Origin of the sequence: Streptomyces sp. MUSC 14 (genome assembly GCF_001866675.1) — a bacterium.
Taxonomy (GTDB): domain Bacteria; phylum Actinomycetota; class Actinomycetes; order Streptomycetales; family Streptomycetaceae; genus Streptomyces.
Genome location: NZ_MLYN01000087.1, coordinates 34,245 through 53,536 on the forward strand (window position 1 = coordinate 34,245; position 19,292 = coordinate 53,536).

The 19,292-nt window shown below is 66.5% G+C and carries 17 protein-coding genes and 2 pseudogenes; 12 read left to right on the top strand and 7 right to left on the bottom strand.

Annotated features, from left to right (window positions below; all coding sequences use genetic code 11):
• Positions 1 to 26: 26 nt before the first annotated feature.
• Together BIV25_RS54830 and BIV25_RS42140 are read left to right on the top strand one after the other, a co-directional pair.
• Positions 27 to 459: pseudogene (locus BIV25_RS54830) on the top strand (amidohydrolase).
• A complete protein-coding gene (locus BIV25_RS42140) occupies positions 456 to 3,323 on the top strand; it encodes an RICIN domain-containing protein (RefSeq protein WP_143076797.1) in 2,868 nt (955 codons plus the stop codon). The pseudogene BIV25_RS54830 and the gene BIV25_RS42140 overlap by 4 nt, the downstream one beginning before the upstream one ends.
• Before the next feature lie 385 nt (positions 3,324 to 3,708).
• Here the strand turns inward: BIV25_RS42140 and BIV25_RS42145 are convergent, their stop codons facing one another.
• On the bottom strand, positions 3,709 to 4,671 hold the full coding sequence (locus BIV25_RS42145) for an AraC family transcriptional regulator (protein WP_071377876.1): 963 nt from the start codon (positions 4,669 to 4,671) through the stop codon (positions 3,709 to 3,711).
• 403 nt (positions 4,672 to 5,074) lie between these two features.
• Here BIV25_RS42145 and BIV25_RS42150 point away from each other — a divergent pair, with 403 nt between their 5' ends.
• The 3 genes from BIV25_RS42150 (at position 5,075) to BIV25_RS42160 (ending at position 7,980) form a co-directional block, all read left to right on the top strand.
• Positions 5,075 to 5,710 carry an MBL fold metallo-hydrolase gene (locus BIV25_RS42150; RefSeq protein ID WP_071377877.1) on the top strand — a complete coding sequence of 212 codons (636 nt, stop codon included), beginning with the start codon at positions 5,075 to 5,077 and terminating at the stop codon, positions 5,708 to 5,710.
• A 354-nt stretch (positions 5,711 to 6,064) separates the two neighbouring features.
• On the top strand, positions 6,065 to 6,847 hold the full coding sequence (locus tag BIV25_RS42155; RefSeq protein WP_071377878.1) for a GPP34 family phosphoprotein: 783 nt from the start codon (positions 6,065 to 6,067) through the stop codon (positions 6,845 to 6,847).
• Between the two features lie 155 nt (positions 6,848 to 7,002).
• Complete coding sequence (locus BIV25_RS42160) at positions 7,003 to 7,980, top strand: MerR family transcriptional regulator (protein ID WP_071377879.1); 978 nt, start codon at positions 7,003 to 7,005, stop codon at positions 7,978 to 7,980.
• 145 nt (positions 7,981 to 8,125) lie between these two features.
• Here BIV25_RS42160 and BIV25_RS42165 read toward each other — a convergent pair whose 3' ends face one another.
• The gene (locus tag BIV25_RS42165; RefSeq protein WP_071377892.1) at positions 8,126 to 8,503 is read right to left on the bottom strand and encodes a helix-turn-helix domain-containing protein; all 378 of its coding nucleotides are present in this window, start codon (positions 8,501 to 8,503) and stop codon (positions 8,126 to 8,128) included.
• Positions 8,504 to 8,686: 183 nt separating this feature from the next.
• Between BIV25_RS42165 and BIV25_RS42170 the strand changes: the two genes are divergently transcribed.
• From BIV25_RS42170 to BIV25_RS42180, 3 genes are all read left to right on the top strand, one after another.
• Positions 8,687 to 9,400 (top strand): LuxR C-terminal-related transcriptional regulator, encoded by a 714-nt coding sequence (locus BIV25_RS42170; protein ID WP_371273137.1) that lies wholly within the window; start codon positions 8,687 to 8,689, stop codon positions 9,398 to 9,400.
• Positions 9,401 to 9,747: 347 nt separating this feature from the next.
• Positions 9,748 to 10,044: a transposase gene (locus BIV25_RS42175; RefSeq protein ID WP_071377881.1), complete on the top strand. Its 297-nt coding sequence runs from the start codon at positions 9,748 to 9,750 to the stop codon at positions 10,042 to 10,044.
• Positions 10,035 to 10,388, top strand: a complete 354-nt coding sequence (locus BIV25_RS42180; RefSeq protein ID WP_071377882.1) for a hypothetical protein — start codon at positions 10,035 to 10,037, stop codon at positions 10,386 to 10,388. Before BIV25_RS42175 ends, BIV25_RS42180 begins: the two co-directional genes overlap by 10 nt.
• Before the next feature lie 61 nt (positions 10,389 to 10,449).
• Here the strand turns inward: BIV25_RS42180 and BIV25_RS42185 are convergent, their stop codons facing one another.
• A complete protein-coding gene (locus BIV25_RS42185) occupies positions 10,450 to 11,157 on the bottom strand; it encodes a sigma-70 family RNA polymerase sigma factor (protein WP_143076798.1) in 708 nt (235 codons plus the stop codon).
• Positions 11,158 to 11,315: 158 nt separating this feature from the next.
• Between BIV25_RS42185 and BIV25_RS42190 the strand changes: the two genes are divergently transcribed.
• Positions 11,316 to 11,732 carry a hypothetical protein gene (locus tag BIV25_RS42190; protein WP_143076799.1) on the top strand — a complete coding sequence of 139 codons (417 nt, stop codon included), beginning with the start codon at positions 11,316 to 11,318 and terminating at the stop codon, positions 11,730 to 11,732.
• Between the two features lie 107 nt (positions 11,733 to 11,839).
• Positions 11,840 to 12,449, top strand: a pseudogene (locus BIV25_RS48585) (IS982 family transposase); the annotation flags it as partial.
• Positions 12,450 to 12,955: 506 nt separating this feature from the next.
• Here BIV25_RS48585 and BIV25_RS50620 read toward each other — a convergent pair.
• The 3 genes from BIV25_RS50620 to BIV25_RS42210 form a co-directional block, all read right to left on the bottom strand.
• The gene (locus BIV25_RS50620; RefSeq protein ID WP_143076800.1) at positions 12,956 to 13,381 is read right to left on the bottom strand and encodes a hypothetical protein; all 426 of its coding nucleotides are present in this window, start codon (positions 13,379 to 13,381) and stop codon (positions 12,956 to 12,958) included.
• Positions 13,382 to 13,939: 558 nt separating this feature from the next.
• Positions 13,940 to 14,353 carry a peptidase inhibitor family I36 protein gene (locus BIV25_RS42205; RefSeq protein ID WP_071377886.1) on the bottom strand — a complete coding sequence of 138 codons (414 nt, stop codon included), beginning with the start codon at positions 14,351 to 14,353 and terminating at the stop codon, positions 13,940 to 13,942.
• A gap of 149 nt (positions 14,354 to 14,502) precedes the next feature.
• Positions 14,503 to 14,997 carry an RICIN domain-containing protein gene (locus tag BIV25_RS42210; protein WP_067137117.1) on the bottom strand — a complete coding sequence of 165 codons (495 nt, stop codon included), beginning with the start codon at positions 14,995 to 14,997 and terminating at the stop codon, positions 14,503 to 14,505.
• Between the two features lie 1,492 nt (positions 14,998 to 16,489).
• Between BIV25_RS42210 and BIV25_RS42215 the strand changes: the two genes are divergently transcribed.
• Positions 16,490 to 16,909, top strand: coding sequence for an NUDIX domain-containing protein (locus tag BIV25_RS42215; protein ID WP_071377887.1), 420 nt, complete (start codon positions 16,490 to 16,492; stop codon positions 16,907 to 16,909).
• 412 nt (positions 16,910 to 17,321) lie between these two features.
• Here BIV25_RS42215 and BIV25_RS51800 read toward each other — a convergent pair whose 3' ends face one another.
• Positions 17,322 to 17,471: a hypothetical protein gene (locus BIV25_RS51800; RefSeq protein WP_177235620.1), complete on the bottom strand. Its 150-nt coding sequence runs from the start codon at positions 17,469 to 17,471 to the stop codon at positions 17,322 to 17,324.
• A gap of 1,161 nt (positions 17,472 to 18,632) precedes the next feature.
• Between BIV25_RS51800 and BIV25_RS42220 the strand changes: the two genes are divergently transcribed.
• Positions 18,633 to 18,971, top strand: coding sequence for a hypothetical protein (locus BIV25_RS42220; protein WP_071377888.1), 339 nt, complete (start codon positions 18,633 to 18,635; stop codon positions 18,969 to 18,971).
• Positions 18,972 to 19,292: the final 321 nt, after the last annotated feature.

Consider the following 19,292-nt stretch of genomic DNA (forward strand, 5'->3'; position numbering starts at 1 on the left):
GCGTTAGCCAACACCAGCTGCCCGAGCTGGCGCAGCTGGCCGTCACCTGCCCGCACACCACGATCGTCCTCGACCACCTCGGCAAGCCGAAGCCGGCCGCCAGGAGCCAGTGGTCGCAGGCATGGCGACGGCTTGCGCAACAACCGAACGTCGTCTGCAAGCTCTCCGGCCTGGCCACCCACCTGGCACGCACCGGACACCCCGTCCGCGTTCGCGCTCCCGCTCCTGCGCGAAGCGCTCGACGTGTGCGGCCCCGACCGCTGCCTGTTCGGGTGCGACTGGCCGGTGATGCTGCTCGCCACCGACTACCGCGCCTGGCTCGACCTGGTCCGCGAGGCGCTCGGCCTCTCCTCGTGGACCGCCAACGACGCGGTGCTGCGCGGCAACGCGGAGCGTATCTACCGGCTCGTTCCCTCCCGGTTCCAGGCGGCCGACCTGGCCCGAAAGGAAGCACGATGAGGCGCATCGCTCAGACCACGCGGCTGCTCCCGGAACGCCGGGAGGAGTACCTCGCCCTGCACCGCGCCGTCTGGCCGGCCGTCGAGGCCGCCCTGCGTGCCGCGCACATCCGCAACTACAGCATCTTCCTGCACGGCGACACCCTGTTCGCCTACTTCGAGTACCACGGCGACGACTTCGAGGCCGACCTCGCCTCCGTCAAGGCCGACCCCGAAACGCAGCGTTGGTGGACCTTCACCGAACCCTGCCAGGAGCCCTGGCCGGACGCCCCCACGACAGCCGCTGGTCCGAGGCGCCCGAGATCTGGCACCTGCGCGAAACGACACAGCCCTGAGCCTGTGAAATCCAGGCGCATCCGCGTCGCCCAGTCCCCGCCGCGCCGCGACCGGCCGGCGGTGCTCCACAGCGCCCTCGGGAGGGCGCACAACGAAATGCCAGCGAAAGGGAACCGGACAATGTCGTCACACCCCTACCAAGGACGGGTCGGCCGACGCCTCACCGCGACGATTGCGGCAGCGACAGGCTTCCTGGTCTCCGCCGCCTTCGTCACACCGACGGCGGCCCACGCCTCCGTCTCCGCCACCGTCTTCGTCTCCCCCACCGGCTCCGGGACTGCGTGCAGTTCGGCCACGCCCTGCTCCCTGACACAGGCGAAGACGTCCGTCGAAGCCATCGACGGCCACATGAGCGGCGACATCGTCGTACAGCTCGCCGGCGGAACCTACCGCCTGACCTCACCTTTGAACCTCACCAGCGCGGACTCGGGCACGAACGGACACACGGTCAGATGGCAGGCCGCCCCGGGCCAGTCCCCGGTGATCTCCGGCGGCCAGCAGGTGACCGGCTGGACCCTGCACGACTCGACCAACAACATCTACGCCGCGTCCGTCCCCGTCGGAGTCGACTCGCGCCAGCTCTTCGTCGACGGCTCACTGGCACCGCGCGCCGCGATGAACATCGCCCGCAGCGATGTCGCCTTCACCAGCGCCGGCCTGACGATCCAGAACTCGAACCTGAACTGGATCGCCAACCTGCCAAAGCAGAACCGGATCGAGCTCGAGGCCCAGAACTCCTTCACCGACCGCTTCACGCCGGTGAAGAGCATCAGCGGCACGAGCATCACCATGCAGGAACCGGCCTGGCAGAACAACGGCTGGGGCTACGACACCATGGAGAACCCCTTCGCCGGAGGGACTCTCCAGCTGGAGAACTCGTACGCATTCCTGAACACGGCCGGGCAGTGGTACCTCGACCCGCAGGCCGGCCAGCTCTACTACAAGGCGCCGTCCGGCTGGAACCCCTCCGTCCACGACGTCGAACTGCCCCTGACAACCTCGCTCCTGGACATCAGCGGCAGCTACAGCACCCCCGTGCAAAACCTCGCGTTCCAGGGCATCAGCTTCGAGGACACCACCTGGCTGGCCCCCAGCAGCGACATCGGCTACGCCGACCAACAGACCGGCACGTTCCTCAACCGGACCTACTCCAACGAGCCTTCCGACTTCCTGACCTCGTGTGCCACCGGCTGCCAGGCCTTCGAATCCACCCGTAACAGCTGGGGCGAGGCCCCCGCGGCGGTTCAGGTCTCCGCCGCGAACGGGATCAGCTTCAGCGGCGACACCTTCACCGACCTCGGCGAGGTCGGCCTGGGCATCGGCCAGAACAACGACGCCGTCGACTCCGGCACCGGACTCGGCGCCTCGAACATCACCGTCAACGGCAACACCTTCACCAACGACTCCGGAGGGGGCGTGGTCGTCGGCGGAGTCCAGCCGAACGCGCACCACCCGTCCGACTCCGCAATGACCGACCAGAACATCACCATCAGCAACAACCTCGTGACCGGCGTTGCACAGGACTACAAAGACATGCCCGGCATCCTGTCCACGTACGTCTCGCACGCCGTCATCACACACAACGAGGTCTCGAACCTCGGCTACGACGGCATCGACGTCGGCTGGGGCTGGGGCATCAACGACCGTGGAGGCAGCCAGGATTACGTCAACCGAGGCACCTACAACTACCAGCCCATATACACCACGCCGACCACACTGAACAAAACCATCGTGACCTACAACAAGGTGCACGACACAAAGAAGGTCTTCCACGACGGCGGCAGCATCTACAACCTGTCCGCGAACCCCGGTGGCTTCATCGCCGACAACTACGTCTACGACAACCACAACACCGTAGGACTCTACCTCGACGAAGGCTCCCGCTACATCACGCTGCAGAACAACGTCCTGCAGGACACCGGAGTCTGGGCGAACACGAACGCCAGCGCCAACAACAACACCGATGACAACACCTTCGCCGACAACTGGTACAACGCCGGCGCCACCGTCGTCGCCACCGGCTCCCCGCACAACAACGTCCTGACCGGCAACGTCCAGGTCAGCGGTTACAACTGGCCCGCAGGAGCGCAGGAAGTCGTCGCGCAAGCCGGCGTCACCACCAACAGCGGCATCGGCACCACCGCGATCCACGCGGTCGGCGCGGACAAATGCATCGACGACAACAACTGGAGCATCACGCCGGGAACCCAGCAGCAGATCTGGGACTGCAACGGCCAGTCGAACCAGACCTGGACACACAACTCGGCCAACGAGATCACCCTGTTCAACGGCAGCAGCCAGATGTGCCTGGACGACGCCGGGTGGGGCACCACCAACGGCACAGAGGCCAACATCTGGACCTGCACCGGCCAGGTCAACCAGCAGTGGAGGCTCAACCCGGACGGGACCATAACCAACGTGTACTCCGGCCTGTGCCTCGACGTGAGCAACAACGGCACCAGCAACGGCACCAAGATCCAGCTCTGGAGCTGCAACAGTCAGGCGAACCAGGAGTGGAACCTGGGCTGAGTAGGGTCGGGGACTGGAGCGGTGGCTTCCGATCCGTTTCCGGCCCCCGCCGCTTCAAGTGAAGTATGCCGCCGACGAGGTGCCCGAGGTTCGGGTTAACCTCGCCGTTTCGCTCGGGTTTGGCGGCTGGCGAGGCGGAAACGCGAAAGTGCCTTCCTGACCTGGGACGATGAACCTTGCTGAGGGGTTCCGTCGGTCCAGGCGGAGGGCACTTTCCACGTGCAGGGTGTCGGGTTGCGTCCCAAGGTCTATGTCAGTGCCGATGGTTCGTGGGCCGTCGGGCATGCCGGTGCACGGTTGCTGGCGGATCTTGCCGACGCCACGAGTGTGTCCGGCGCGGGCTCTGCTTCTGAGTGCCGCTGCTAACGTCCCTGACTGACTACTGTCAGGCACGGACTGCTGCAAGTTCGCTGCGCATCCGGTGTCGGTGGCGTAGCGGCGACTCGCCCACCTCGCGTTTGAACGCGTTACTGAAGGCGCTCTCCGAGGTGTAGCCCAGTTCGGCGGCCAACGACCGAACGGGGATGTCGCTGTCGCGCAGGGCCCGCCGGGCGAGCAGCATCCGCCAGCGGTTGAGGTAGGCCAGCGGCGGCACGCCCGCGACGGCACGGAAGCGTTCGGCGAACGTCGTGCGCGACATGGCCGCCTCGCGTGCCAGTTCCTCGAGGCCCCAGTGCCTTCCAGGTTCGGCGTGCATGAGGCGCAGCGCCGGCCGCAGTCGCTGGTCGGTGAGCACCCGCAGCCAGCCCGGGGGCAGTTCGGCCTGGTCGACGTACGCGCGCAGCATCTCCAGCAGCAGGAGTTGCGCGTGTTGCTGGATCGCGAAGGTCGAGCCCATCCGGTTCCCGGTCACCTCGTCGAACAGTTGGTGCAGCCTGGCGTGCAGGGCGCCTGCGGCGTCGGCCGCCGCCCGGATGTGCCCCAATGGCGGGAGCGTCTCCAGCAGCAGTGCGTCACCGGCCGGGTTGAGTTCGACACGACCGCCGATGAGCAGGTCGTCCACACCACTGTCGTCGCCGGCGAGGCGGGCGGTGGGCACGCCGATCTCGGGCAGGATCTCGCGGCGCGGCCCGTCGCCGGCGCCGCTCTCGACGTGCAGCCACGTGCGGCGGTTGAGGATCGCGATGTCGCCGGGCTCGAGCTCGATCGGCCCGTCGACGCCGTCGGTGGACAGCCGGGCCCGGCCGCGCACCATGATGAGGAACTTCAGCGGGTGGGCGGCGGACGGCTGCAACGGGTAAGCGGCGGGCACACGGGTCACCCAGGGGCCCCGCCCCGCGATACCGCTGGACAGCACCCCGCGGACCTCGACGAGGTCCAGCGCCTCGGACAGTTGGTCATCGGCCATATCCGAACTCTCGCGCAAGAAACACGGATCAGCAATCATTCACAGTACGAACGTCCGTGCATAGCGTGATGGCATGGCTCACAAGCAGCACCTGTCGGTTTGGTCTTCCTCTTGGCGTCCACGGCCGACGACGTCTAGGAGGGTGTCGACCTGTCCGGCGTCGGCGACGTCGTCGACCTGCGGCCTCACGGTTGGGGTGGAGGGCCGCCGTTCGCTTGGACGGCGCGCAGGATTCGGTTGCTGATCTGATGAGGCTGGCGGACCTGTGTCTGGGTGAGCCGGTCAATGACGGGCCGGTTGACGGCGCCGACGTGACCGGGGTGGCATCGACAACCTTGTCCAGACCGGCGTGACGTGCCCAGTCAAGCGAAGCTGCTCACCTTCAACTCGTCAGGATATCCACGTGGAACTCACGAAACACACGCACTCCACCGTCGTCCTCACCAAGGGCGACTCCACCCTCGTGATCGACCCGGGGTCGTACACGCCCAACTCGGCAGAGCTCGTCTCCGGCACGACGGCCGTGCTCATCACGCACAACCACCCTGACCACTTCGACGCCGGCATCCTGAAAGCAGCTCTCGATGCTCAGCCGTCGCTACACGTGTGGGCACCCGCAAACGTCGCGACCGAGCTCGGCGTGCACGACGGTCGTGTCGTGGCGGTTCTTGCCGGCGACAACTTCGAAGCCGCAGGATTCCACGTGGCCGTCTTCGGCGAGCACCACGCGGCCGTCCACGCTGACCTCCCGCTCATGACCAACGTCGCCTACCTGATCGACGGCACCGTCTACCACCCCGGCGACTCCTACTTCGTGCCTGACAACGAGGTCCACACACTGCTCGTGCCGGCGAGCGGCCCGTGGACCAGTCTCGGCGAGGGCATCGACTTCGTGCGAGCCGCGAAGCCGTCGCGTTCCATCCGGATCCACGACCTCACGTTGAGCGAAGATGAGGGTGCCTCGTTCGCGCAGTTCATCGGCGACCTGACCGGTGTGCCGCTGATGTCCCTTGAGGTCGGCGAGAGTGTCACGGTCTGAGATCCGGGCTCAGCCCGCCACGCGTCCAGGGCTGGCGTGACGGCAGACCTCGGTGTCGTCCGCGGGATGTGCCCCCCGTCAGTCCAGCCGCCAGGCTGGTTGCCCACGAGTACAGACTGCTGTAACTGAGCTGTCGCGTTCGCGGGATCGCAGGCGAGCACACCGCATTCGTGGTGCCGACTCATGACAGGAAGCCCCTTCGAACAGGAAGCAGAGCACGTGGTGCGGCCACAACCGTGGCATCCCAGTTCACCTCCCTCTCGACGCGCTTGACGAAGCAACCGCCCACATTGCCGCGACCAACGAATGGCTCTCCGCCTTCGATGCAGGCTCCAGTCCGGGAAGGATGAACACATGGCTGGTCCGCTGACGCTGCCCGAGGAATTCGCGCTGCTCTCCCTCGCCGACACCGGCAAGACGATCGACTCTGACCAGGCCAGGGCCGGCTGCAACGTGGCCGAAGTCGGTGAACTTGCGCTGCGCGGCAAACTGCTGCTCCGGCACCGCAGGAACACGACGTTCTACGTGAACGGGCTTCGCTGGAACGCAGACGTGATTGAGGTGGTCGACCGCACTCCTGTCGGTCTGGCCTGGGCAGACGAGCTGCTGGCCGTGTTGGCGAAGGAGCCCGAAGCGGCGGCGGAGCGCAAGTTGTTGTTGCGTCGGTATCGGCGGCGCAACGCGTTCCACTGGCATCGTGACGCGCTCGTCGCGCAGGGTCTGGTCCGGCACGTGCCCAGGCGCGGGCTGTTCCGGCGGGCGCGGTATATCCCGGACCCGACCGTGCGGAACAGGTTGATCGAGGAGGTCCGCCTGGCCACCGAGATTCTCCGGGACACCGGTGGGGGACGTCGGCTGGACGTGCACACGAAGTTTCTGTCCGACATGGTGATCCGCGGGGAGTTGGCCAAGGACCTGGGGGTTGTCAAGGGCCGTGGTTGGCGGGTGAACGTGATGTTCCTGGACGGGTTGCTGGACAGGGAGCTGTGGTCCGCACGCCGGCGCGCGCGGAACCGGGCTGCCGGGGTCGGGGCGCTGGACTCCGTACCCGAGCCGTTGCGGTACACCAGCGAGGCGCTCGCCGACCTTGTGCCCAAGCGATCTCGTAACCGAGGGGAGGCTGCCGATGGTGACTAGGGCGCGTATCGAGTCATGATCAACGGGCGGACCGGGGGAGGACTCCGATCCGGATCATCGAGGTGTGTGAGTGGAGTCCGGCGAGTCCGCTTGCGGGGTCTTGTCGCGGTTGGCCCCTTGACTCTCAGGCCGCTTGAGATCCCATAGTGACGGGCATGAACGAGCTCTACTCCATCGGGGAAGTCGCGCGCCGCACGGGCCTGAGTGTGAGTGCGATCAGGTTCTACGCCGACGAGGGCGTCGTTGCGCCCACCTGCCTCACCGAGGGCGGCTTCCGGCAGTACGACGTGCACGCCATCGCCCGGCTCGAATGCGTGCGGACCCTGCGCGACCTGGGTGCCGGCCTGGACGACATCCGCCGGGTGCTGGCCGCGGAGAGCACCCTGCACGACCTGGCCGTCACACATCTGCGGCTGGTCGAGGACCAGTTGCGGCAGTTCCGGACACGCCGCGCAGTGCTGCGGACCATTGTGCGGCAACACACCACAACAGAACAGGTGAGCCTGATGCACAAGCTCGTGTCGATGTCCGACGACGACCGTGACCGGCTCATCAACGAGCTCTGGGACTTCGTGACCGACGGCCTGGACGTCCATCCCAGCTATGTCGAGCGGCTGCACAGCCAGCGGCCGCACCTGCCCGAGGAGCCGTCCACCGAGCAGCTGGAGGCCTGGATCGAACTCGCCGAGATCGTGCAGGACGAGGAGTTCCGAACGGCGCTGCGGGACTTTTTCCACCGTGTCTTCGGCACCGAGCAGGGCAAGCTGGTCGCTTCACCGGAGATGATGGCCCGCATCGAGAGGCATCGGCAGCTTCGCCTCGAGGCACGGGACGCCCAGCAGGCTGGCGTGCCCGCGGATTCTTCGCAGGCCCGGGACATCGCCGAGCGTGTGGCCGCCGACTCGGCCGAGTTGATCGCCGCCATGACCGGGGAGCACGACGTCGACAAGGCCCGGCGCGGCATTGTCGAGTTCGACCGGAACGGCAAAGCGGCGCAGTGGCAGGGCAACTCGACCGGCCTGAAACTGCTCACCAGGTACCACTTCCTGGTGGCGACAATCAACGGTACGCCCAAGCCGGACCCGGACCAGGCGGCGGCAACCCGGGAGTGGATGGCCGCCGCCCTGCGCTGAAGGATGCAGAAGGCCGTGATCAGGGATGCTCGGCAGAGCGGCCCGACGGACCGAAGAGCTGGGCGGAAGAAGGGTCATGAGTGTGGGTGGTTTCGCCGCTGGGCAGGCGTCGGTGATGCTCTCGCTGGTGTGCGTTCTGCCCTGGTTACTGCACGGCCGGCTCAGGGGTGAGGGTGTTGTCGATGTTGTCCTCGACCCAGGCGCGGAGTGCGTTGAGCGGGATAGCGGCGCTCTGGCCGAGGGGGGTGAGGGTGTACTCGACGTGCAGGGGGACGGCGGGGTAGATCGTGCGGTCGAGGATGCCGAAGTCCTCGAGGCGGCGCAGCGTCTGGGTCAGGACCTTGGGGCTGACGCCCTGGAGTTTGCGCTGAAGTTCGCCGAAACGCTGGGGGCCCTCTTCGAGGGCGCCGATGGCCAGGGCGGACCACTTGTTGGCGAGAAGGTCGAGCAGGGCGCGGCAGGGGCACTGGGCGGCGTAGACGTCGTGGTGCGCGTGCTGGCCGCTCAGGCATGTGGTCGTCATGATCACTCTCTTCACCAGGTCACTTCCCAATGGGAAGTACTAGACCTTGAAGGTAACTATATCTCTGGGGATAGCGTCATCGACGTGAGCGGGAGGGCTGCCAACGGCCCCCGCGAGACGCCTTTCCAGCATGCTTTCTCAGGAGATGACACACGTCCGCAGACAGAAAGACGGTGCGTCGCAGTGACCACGCGAGTAACAGGGTCCTGGCACAACAGGGACAGGGCGGCGGCCCCGCGCAGTCCTTCGGGGTTTCACCGAACTCAGCCCGATCACCGACATCGCACGGAGAGCAGCCGTCGCTTCTACACGGCACACATCGACACCGACATGCACATCGTGGCGGCGGAGCATGATTTCTCCCGCCAGTTCGGCAGAACGTCCGCCGACATCTGCGGACGGAGCCTCTACGATCTCCTGCACCCCGGCTCGCCCTCTGTACTCAACCGGCACTTCAACCGGTTGTCGGAAGGACGCTGCAACCGCTTCGCCGAGCGCATGGTCGGCCTGGGCGACGAGGGGCGGGCCTTTTCCGGAGAACTGACGGGCATCGCCGTACAGAACACCACCGGACTGCTGGCCGGGATCGTCGTACAGGTCAGGCCGGACGCCCACGCACCCGACACGGACTCCGAGGACGGAGTCCTCAACCCCGGCGAGCGGCTTCTCAGCAAGCTCGACGCACAGGTCCTGGAGGGCGTCGCCGGCGGCGCCTCCACGGTCCAGCTCGCCGCTCGTCTCTACCTCAGCCGGCAGGGCGTCGAATACCACGTCGGCCTCATGCTGCGGAAGTTGAAGGCACCGAACCGCGCCGCCCTCGTGGCGCGTGCCCACTCCATGGGCATGCTGACCGTCGGCCAGTGGCCCCCGCGGGTACTGCCGGACTTCATCAAGTAGCGACACCTTCGCCACCGGCCTGACGCCTGGCGCACCAGTCCCGCTGTGCGTCGATCCAGGTCCCCAACAGCTGTGCCGGGGCAGGCATCGGTGGCGGTCTCGGGCTGGAGGCTCTTCATGAGGGCAGCGTCCTTGACGGCGGACAGCACGATGGATGCTCGGGCGCGCTGACCCACACCCGGTGCTCCGCCGGGTGCACGGTGCCCGAAGCCACCTCTTATGGCTTCGGGCGCCGCTTGTTCTGGTGCGTGTCAGACGCAGTGGGTACGATGTAGCGCTGAGGCTACCCCTGTGGTGTGGACACACCTGACAATGGATCTTGTAGGTCCAGGAAGGTGTAGATCCACGTGGCAAGACCCTCGAAGTACAACGCGGAGTTCCGGTCCGACGCGGTGGCGTTGTGGCGGGCTTCAGCCGGCCGGCAGACGTTCAAGGACGTCGCGACCGATCTGAACGTGAATCCCGAGACGCTGCGCACGTGGGTGCGCGAGGCGGAGGGTGCCGCCGCGCCCGGGCCGCAGCACGCCCAGGCGGAGCTGGCCCGGCTGCGGGCGGAGAACGCCCGGCTGCTCAAGGCCGGGAAGGAGTGGCAGCTCGACGCCCACCGCCCGTACAGCGGTTGGAGGAGATGGCCATGGAGATGAACCCCACCGCCCTGCTGCTCGACCTCGCTGCCCGGGCCCAACGCATGAGCGACCCGAACACGCTGCACGGCTTGCTGGCCGCAGGCCACCGCGCCTGGTGCGAGGGCGTCGCCGAGGTCCAGGCCGGGGTTGGCCGGGAGAGTGCGAGCCTGTCCGACGCCCGGCTCGCCGAGCGGTGTACTGCTGCGGGCGCACCGTGGGAGCAGGGGATGACGCGCGGCGAGGCGGTCTCCGCTCTCACGTTCGCGATATGGGACGCTTCGCCGGCCGCCATGGCCTACACGGAGCTGGGAGAATGCGCCGCACGCTTCGGTGTGTGCCTGCTGGGCGAGGAACTGCTCTAGACGATCTATTCCAAGGGGTGGGTCAAGTTCGAGAGCGGTCATGGTTGGACGGCTGGATGCGTCAGTCGATGAGGCGACGCAGTTCGGCCTGAGCGCGTTCGACGAGTTTCCTGGCGGTGTGGTCGGAGACGCCCAGGTGACGGCCGATCTGGCGGAATGACCTTTCCGATCGGTCGTCCAGCCCGTACCGCAGAATCAGCGCCTCGGCTTCGCGGGGGTCGATGCGGGCCAGGGCAGTCCGAACCGTGCTGGTGAAGTCCCTTGCGATGGCGGCATGTTCGGGATCCGTCAGGGTAAAGCCGGGTGCGGGCAGTTCTTCATCGTCTTCAGCCGGCGCGTTACGCAGTTGCCGATGAAGTGCGGCGACGGTCGTTGGCGAGATGCCCAGCGCGGCAGCCGCCAGGTTCAAGCTGTCAGCATTTTCGTCAAGCGCCCGGCGCACGGCCACGGTGCGGCCGACAAGGTCGGCCGGTACGACGGCAGGGAATTCCTGGCGGGCGATGGCCCGCTGGATCTCCTTACGTACCCAGGTGTGCGCGTATGCCCCAAAGGGCACTGCGCGATCGGGATCGAAGCGGCTCGCGGCGATCAGTAGCCCGAGGATGCCGGCCTGTCGCAGGTCCGCCCGGTCGATGTGCCAGGTGCGGTAGCGAGCGACCTCGCGTTCCACGAGACGGCCGTGCATCGCCACAAGACGTTCCCGCTCTGCGGCGGCCGGTTCGGCCTGGTGACTGCTCACTACGGCGATCTCCCGGAGTTCGATGCCCAACTGGTTGCCGCTGTTACGGATACCGGACCGGGCACGGAGTGCGAGGTTCGCACTGCGGCCGATTGCCGGTATCCCCTCTGGCGACCGAGCAACGCCCGAGCCTGGAAGGCCACCGAATGTCCAATCTTTCCACTGCCCCCTGGCAAGCAATCTCGATCGTGCCCTACGGAGCGGTCCTGCACGTGCCTGCGGGCTGGGAGGCGCTGCCTCCCGTCCCGGCGAACGGGCCGGAGATCCTGCGGGCCACCGGGGGGCCCGGACAGAATCTGATCGTCTTCAAGATCCCCGCCAACGGAAAGACTGCTGCACAGGTGGCGGACGTGGCCCAGGAGAAACTCGAAGCCCACGGCTACGACGACTTCACGCGCACCGAGACCCGGTTCGCCGGGCAGCCGGGGGTGGCACTGGACTTCGTCACCCGCCGCAACAGCAACGGAGCGGTCATCTACCGGACGCGGGAGTACTTCGCTGTGCGCGGAAACGCAGCGTTCGTGCTCGGTATGGGGAGCGCGACCTGGGAAGAGCATCTGCCGCTCATCGAGCAGATCGCCGACCGGTTCGAACTCGCTCAATGAGCTGATCCCCACTCCGCCGCGCCCCGGCCGCTACATGGTCCCCGGCCGCCCGCACCCACCTCCGGGATCCGGAGTCGCACTACCCGACACCGGAGCCTGGAGGCTTGGTGAACGCTGACCTGGACACCCTCGCGACCGCACTGTTCATGAAGACCGATGACCTGCTCAAGGGCTCGCCTCACCTGGCTCCGTGGCGGCCGACCGCGGGCATCGCGCCTCAGCTGAGCGACGCGGAGCTTGTCACGCTCGCGGTGATGCAAGCCATGCTCGGCTTCACGTCCGAAGCACGCTGGCTCCGCCACACCTGCGCTCGCCTGCGGCACCTGTTCCCGTATCTGCCCAAGCAGCCCGGCTACAACAAGCGGCGGCGGAAGGCAGCCGGGCTGATCCAGCACGTCATACGCCTGTTGGCCGTCGACACCACACTGTGGAGCGATGACGTGTGGGGGGTCGACTCCACACCGGCGGAATGCGGGCGCTCCCGCGAGACCGTCAAACCCTCCGACCTGGCCGGATGGGCCGAGTACGGCTACTGCGCCAGTCACTCACGGTTCTTCTGGGACCTGCGGCTGCACCTGGTGTCCACCCTGCACAGCCTGCCCATCGCGTTCGCGCTGACCGGAGCCAAAGCCCGACGAACGCGAGACCGTGCTGGCGATGTTCAAGGTCGAGCCCGGCCTCCTCACCGGCCGGCCCGATCAGACCCTGATCGCCGACAACGTACGGCACGTCAGCGGCGGGCGTGCTCGGCGGCCTGGGCGAGGTCTGCCGCAAGGTCGGGGTTCTCCCGGTTCCAGCGTCAGAGTTCGGCCTCCAAGTCGGCCGGCGTCCGCTGGAGCGCCTGGTGGAGGCGTTCGGCTGGTACCTCTACCGTCGCTTCGCCCAGTTGGAGCCGGGACCGGGGCCTGTCCGCCCAGCGCCTGGGCAGCACCACGAACCCCGCCATGTCGTCGGTGCGTTTGACGACCTGAAGGGTGAGCGCGAGTTTGTCCCGGCACCAGTCGACGAGGCCGCCGGTGTAGCCGCCGTCACCCCAGACGAGGGGGATGTCGCGGTGCATTCGAAACGTGGAACTACATCTTCAACGGCACCCTGACCGTCACGGCGATCGTCATCTGGCTCCGAGACATCGTCCAAGAGCCATCAGAAACGACCTAGAGAATGCCGTCGTCGGATCGGATTCTCGACCCGACGACGGCGGCGGCTGTGTTGATGGCGGCCGATCAGGTCTCTCCGGTGCACACGCTGTGTCCCAAGTCGTCTGACGCACAGGCCTTGACATGGTTGGCGAAGGTTTCAGAAGTGTTCACATCTATCGTCCCGGAGGACCCCTTGTCCCAGGTGCCTGAAACCCAGAGGTCGACGGAGATGTCAGGGTACGGGTTCGTTCCTGGTTCGACGCCCTCGCCGTGGATGCCGCCGTTCGACGTGTTGTACCACATGCGGACGGTGAGGGGACCGTCGGACTTTTCGTCAAGCAGGATGAAGCTCTGCGGTGTCGCCGGACGGGCTGTGTGAGCGTCGGCTGCCGTGGCGGCGGTGAATACCCCGGCTGTCGCAAGCAGGACGCTGGTAGCCATTCTGATAGTGCGTGAGAACTTCACGAGCTCACCTTTCTCTATGAGCTGCAGATGCGGGACAAGCATCACGGAGAGAAGATCACGCGAGTACCTGGGGATTTGGAGGTTGTGCTTTGTTCGCGCAACCGCTAGTAGGACTCCGTTAGGTCTATCTGAATCTTGGAGTCGTGGGTGGCCAAGTCGGCCCGCGTCCGCTGGAGCGCCTGGTGAAGGCGTTCGGCTGGTACCTCTACCGTCGCTTCGCCCAGTTGGAGCCGGGACCGGGGTCTGTCCGCCTACGAGAGGAGCAGCAGCGACAAGGGGGTGGGCCGGGCCCCGATGCCGCCGGTCGGCAACCCCGAACTCGCCCTGGTCCTGGCCGGCGTCACGGACTCCCTGGCCCGGACCGGCGGCGACCTGTACGCGGTCATCAACCGTTGCCGCGGTCGACGCCAGCCTGGACAGACGGGTGCTCGCAGGACGGCGCCGTGCGGGTGTTGCTGCTGCTGAGGCGGGCATCGTCGAAGCCACGGCTGCGCAGCCCGGCCTGGTCCGGCGCTCATAAGCTGCGCTAGCGGGGTCAGCGAAGGGGCGGGCCCCCTCCACCATGTCGGTGCAGAGGGGGCATTCGCGATGCTTCGCTGGGCGTCAGCAGTACAGGAGAGCGTCGTGGTTGTAGGTGAAGGAGTACAGGGATCCGGCGTAGCCCGCGTCGTAGTAGTCGTCGTGGCCAAGGTCCGACTCAACGACCACCGTGTGGCCGGTGTTGTTGACGATCGAGGCAGCGTTGTCGTACACCGTCTGCCCGTAACCAGAACCGTTCCCCCAGTGAGCGAACTTGAAGTCCGACAGACTGAGGCTCTGGCCAGGCGACCAGTCTTCCCACGCGCCCCAGCCGTTCGGCGAGTTGAAGTACAAGCACACGTTCCCGCTCGGGCAGGCCTCGGCTCCCGTCGGCGGCGTGGCGGCGAAAGCGCCTCCCGTGGCCAAGCTCAACGCGGCGACCGTGAGCGTCCCCGCGATCGCAAGCTTGCCGGTGCGCCGCCCGAACCTGATACGCATTGCGTCCCCTCCCATGACAGCAGTGCCGTGCACTCAATATTGCAACCGGTCAGATCACGACCATGCTGAGGTATTCTCGAATCGCATCCGGCGGCGGTGGTGATCATGTCCGTTTCGCGGAGAGATCACCGCCGTCGACAGCTGAGCGGTCAGGATAGGAAGAACTCCTGGTTCAGGTCGCCCCACGCGGGCCATAGCTGGAGCCCGCGGTTGGCGCCCGACGAGTCATAGTCCAGCACCAGGCCGGTGGCAACGTTGACGATCTGAGTCTTCCCGTCGGGCAGCCCCTTCAGATACCACCGCGAGGAGTCGTTATTGCAGACGTTGTTCCCATTGGTGACGACGACTGGCGAGGCTTGCTGATTCCAGTTCGGGATAAGGCAGCCGCCGTTGGGGAGCCACTCGAACTCGTACGTGCCGTCTGGATGCACGTTCGCGAATGTCCAGTGGTTGGAGTAGCCGTCGCACGCATACGCGTGAACGCTCACGCCCAAGTTGTTCGAGTCCGGCCGGAGGCACGGACTGCCGCCCCAGGGGGTCCGGAGGTTGAACGTTGCGCCCGCATGCGCCGGCAGGGCCTGCGTTGACAGCAGCGCCAAAGCTGCCGCCGGAAGCAGCAGCAAGCGTCGAAGGGTTTTGCTCATGGTTATGCGTCCTCCCGTGAAGTCGCGGGGCCAAGAGCCCCGTTCACCCCTCCTCGAAGACCTCTACGGCGTCGGCCGAGTCGAGGTTCGATGAACCCACAATCGTCTGTATTGACCTTGCGCGAAGCGGCCCGACCAGGCTGCCCGGCGTGGCCGCGTGGAGTCTCGTTTCCCACACAAGTCCGCACACCCCGGTCGGCCCCTGTCGGCTCACCGAATGTAGCGCCGGCGACCCATGGTGTGGGGTGTCTAATTGCACGGTGAAGCGGGGGTTCCGGTGTCGCAGTGCACAGCGAGCCGGGGATAGTACGGGTGGGGCCTGCTCCAGCGCTGGCGGTGGTACGGGGACAGCGGCGGGCCGCGAGCCGTGACGCGCCGTCACCCACCCGCGTTCACCGGACATGACCACCTGCTTGTGTCCACCGCCTGACCGCGACCTGTGCCCGCACTGCCACGGCTGGGGATTCCAGCCGGGCACGTCGGGCCCGGAGCGTCCTCTGTGCCCGCGCTGCCGGATGGCGTCCCGTGGAGTGGTGTAGCAGGGATCTTGGCGTAACCCCTGGTCATGCGGCGGCCATCGCGCAACTCTCCGCGCAGAGAAGCTCGTTGAAGCGAGAGGTGCGCGATGGCCCTACGGCATCCCGGTTCACCCCCGGTGACCGCCTCGGCCTCGGCCTTGACCTGGTGCGGAGAATGGCCCGGAGCCTGCCCGAGGAGCACGAACAGATGCGGCACCCGGGCCTGCCCGCTCTGCGGCCCCGGACGGCTCCCGTCCTAATGAACGGCGACCCCGGAAACGGTTTTCAAGACCGTTCCCTTCGGCCGCTCGGGCACGCCTCCTCGCGCCGTCCACCTGGGGCGGAGCGGGTAACAGCGTAGTCAGACCGGCAGTCGGACGGGAGCGTGGTCCACACGGGGTCCATTGGCTCTGCCTCCAGCCGCTGGCACTGCCGCTTCGCAGCCCTGCCCCTGCCCCCATTGGGCATGACCTTCTGATCCGTAGGATCGGGCAGGCGGCTGGGCGGGCGCTCCGGCTGATCGCTGATGGTCGTGATCAACGGTCCCTGTGTGCCGTCGTTGCCGTCAGCGCGGAACGGTGGCGCCTCCTACCGCCGACCCACAGCATGCGAAGGTCTTCAGGCCCAGTCCGGCTATGAGTTACAACTTTCTCTACAGGTTTCAAGCCCCGGCTGTGCTCCGCTCCGCCGGGCGCGCTTCCCGGCTCCGCTCCGCGCGCGCTGCGCCGACGCGCGCCCACACGTGGATAGGGCCGTAGGCCATGAGTCGAGCACCGCACCCAACGTTGCGGTCAAAGACGATGCCTTCGGCTGGGGATCGGCCGGCACCGGGATGGAGGGGGCGCCGTCGCCGACTGCGAGTCCGTTGGGGCGCGCGCGGGGAGCTCCATCCCGTCCACCGTCGAAGGTGGAAGGGTGCGGCTCAGTCCACGGCCTGTTGACTGGCCGAGGCACAGCGCTGGCAGACTGCTCATGTGTCGACTTCTACGCAAGGCGCTACTCGGGCTCGGATCGTCACGGCGTTCCTGCGCGACGGCAACAGGGTGTTGTTGTGTCACCGATCTCCCGAGCGCCGCTGGTACCCCGACGTGTGGGACCTACCCGGTGGACATGTGGAACCTGGAGAGCTTCCCGGTGCGGCGCTGGCCAGGGAGCTGCACGAGGAGCTCGGGATCGAGGTCGCGGTGCCTGCAGGCCAGCCCATGCAGCAGATCCATACCGACGCTTTCGACATGCAGATCTGGCTGATCGAAAGTTGGACGGGAGCTCCGGTCAATGTCGCGTTGGACGAACACGATGCCATCGCGTGGTTCCAGGAAAACGAACTCGGAGAACTGCGCCTCGCTCACGACAGCTATCTTGCGATGTTCGCCGAGGCACTCGCCGTGCGCTGAGCTTGACCGCCACCCCAGCGATGTCAAGCCCCGTCGGTGCGCCTGACACCAACGGCTGACACCAACAGCGGCGAACGCCAACGGACGAGAGCGGCCCCCAGCGGGCGATAGACGGTCGCCAGGCTTGGATCCCTCCACCTCCCCCGGGGGCCGTGATCGACCTGATAAAGATGAGGCCAGACCTCAAATCCTGCGCCAACTGCCCGCTTCCAACTGCTTGATCACGGCCCTTTGCAACACTCTTTAGTCCGATTTATTGATCCGCAAGCGTGTTTCCTCACCATCAGACCGGTGCTTCGATGTGCTCAGGTCAAGCTGCGCATATGGCCTCGGGGATCACCCGAGACTTAGGAACAAGAAGCACCCAGATGTGTCCTGAGTACAGGACGACCTCGCAGCTCGGATCAGCGGCTCACAGCGAGTTCAGCAGGGTCCGCAGACTTGCCGCGATCGCGACGGCGGTGACGGTCGCGGTGGCGACCCCCGCGGTGGTGGTGGCCACCGCCGTGACGTCCCAGGCAGGCGTGGCGTACGCCGTCGATCCCCATTGCGACCACGGCAAGCCTGGCAAGCCTGGCAAGTCTCAGGGGCGAGCGGGCGGCGACTGTGACACCACCCACCCGAAAGCCACCGTCACGGTCACGAAGACGGCGACCGCGACCGCGACGGGTGACCACCACGGCGACAGCGACCGTGACCGCGACTGTGACCGCAGCTGCGACGGCGTGCGGTACTGGCGTCGATTCGACAAAGCCGAACGGCATGGAGCAGTTTCTCGCCGCCCTGGTCAATGGGAAACCATTCGCCGGCAGGCGCCCCAACACGAACACCAACCCGGACAACCCGAATATCGTCTCAGGCCCGACCAACACAGCTGGCTGGATCGACCTCAGCACGATTACCGGCTTCCCCACGAACTCCCCGGTCTGTGGCGTCTCGGTCGATGCCCAGGCAGTGACGCCTTCTACAAGATCATCACTCAGGGCGGCTCGGTCTACACCCTGCATTGCGCTGCCAATGGAACCGCTCTGGTATGCCCCGCCCCGGCGCAGGGAATGACACCTCAGTCTCAGTGGACGGCTGTGACCCCCCAGCCCTGACGAGGCAGGTCCCCAGATCGGACGGCCCCTGGCCGATCAGGCGGGGCAGGGGCCGCTGAGCGCGTGGCCGGGGGGCAAGGAGCAGGCCACGGTTGCGGCGCAACGGCTGCCGTGTTCGTCACCATGGGCCCCTGTCGTCCCGTTGACAAAGACTCGCCCCCTCGTCACGCCAGGAACGCGTGCGGTCGTACCGTGGCCAGCCGGTCCGGATCACTCGTCGTTACGACGGTGCGCTCGTCCTTTCGGGCTCCTGCTGAGGCTCGAATGGCGTAGGGAAAGGGGTCGCAACACCCAACTATTGTCCATTCATGTGAATGTTGAGCCGCCCGGTGGAGGATAGATATTCATATCTCGAACTGCTGTCGGAAATGGCATGAGCGTCCACGAGGGCGACACCACGTATCTGAAGTCTGGAATCCAAGTAACGAGAAGGAGTGGTCGCTGTGCAAGCAGCTGTTCGAGTAAAGGCGCAGTCGTCACGGGTCAGATGGGGAGCGCGGCTCGTTGGCGCCGGCCTGACCACGACCGCGGCACTCGGTATCGCGGCGGGTCCCGCCTTGGCCCAGGCGGGTCCGCCGAGCGACGCAGGCGTACAGCCCACGGAAGTGGCCGACAATCCACCCGTGTCCTGCCCCACGGGCGCGACCGGGTTCAGGGTGGACAATCCCACGACCGGGCCCGTCTCGATCCCTGGCGACGGAACCTTCGGGCTCACCGTCAGCAACAGCTCCCAGGGTCAGGTATTCAGCTTCACCATCCCCGCGTCTGACCACCGCGCCGCTGTCAAGGTCACCGCAAAGGGCGGGAACGCAGCCAACGTCTATACCTACGACAGCACGACGGGCTTCCCCAACGGCATCGCGGCCGACGGATCGCTGCACGCCCCGATCAACCCGAGCGGCAAGTTCGCCGACCTCAGCCACATCGACTTCTGCGTCATCCCCACCAACTACCCGGGATAGCAAGGCGCCGGCCGCCCGTCGCCACGAGGTGGGCAGATTCACGAACCTGCCTGCCGCCTACAGATGGTGAGGGCCCGGGATGTCCCGGGCTCTCCATCGACAATGCAACTGTGTGGGCGACGGACCGGCCAGCCACACCAGATGAAGCGGGGAACAGTGGGGAATGACAGGGAGCGCGGCATTGCACGACGAGCCACCGTCTAGCCGTTCACTCAGGTCACCGGACAATGCAGCCGCACGTGATCGCAGTTTCCCAAGCTGCCCCCTGGCCAAGCCGCGGAACACAGAACGGGTCTGCTGCAGGTTTGGGTGACAGGTTCG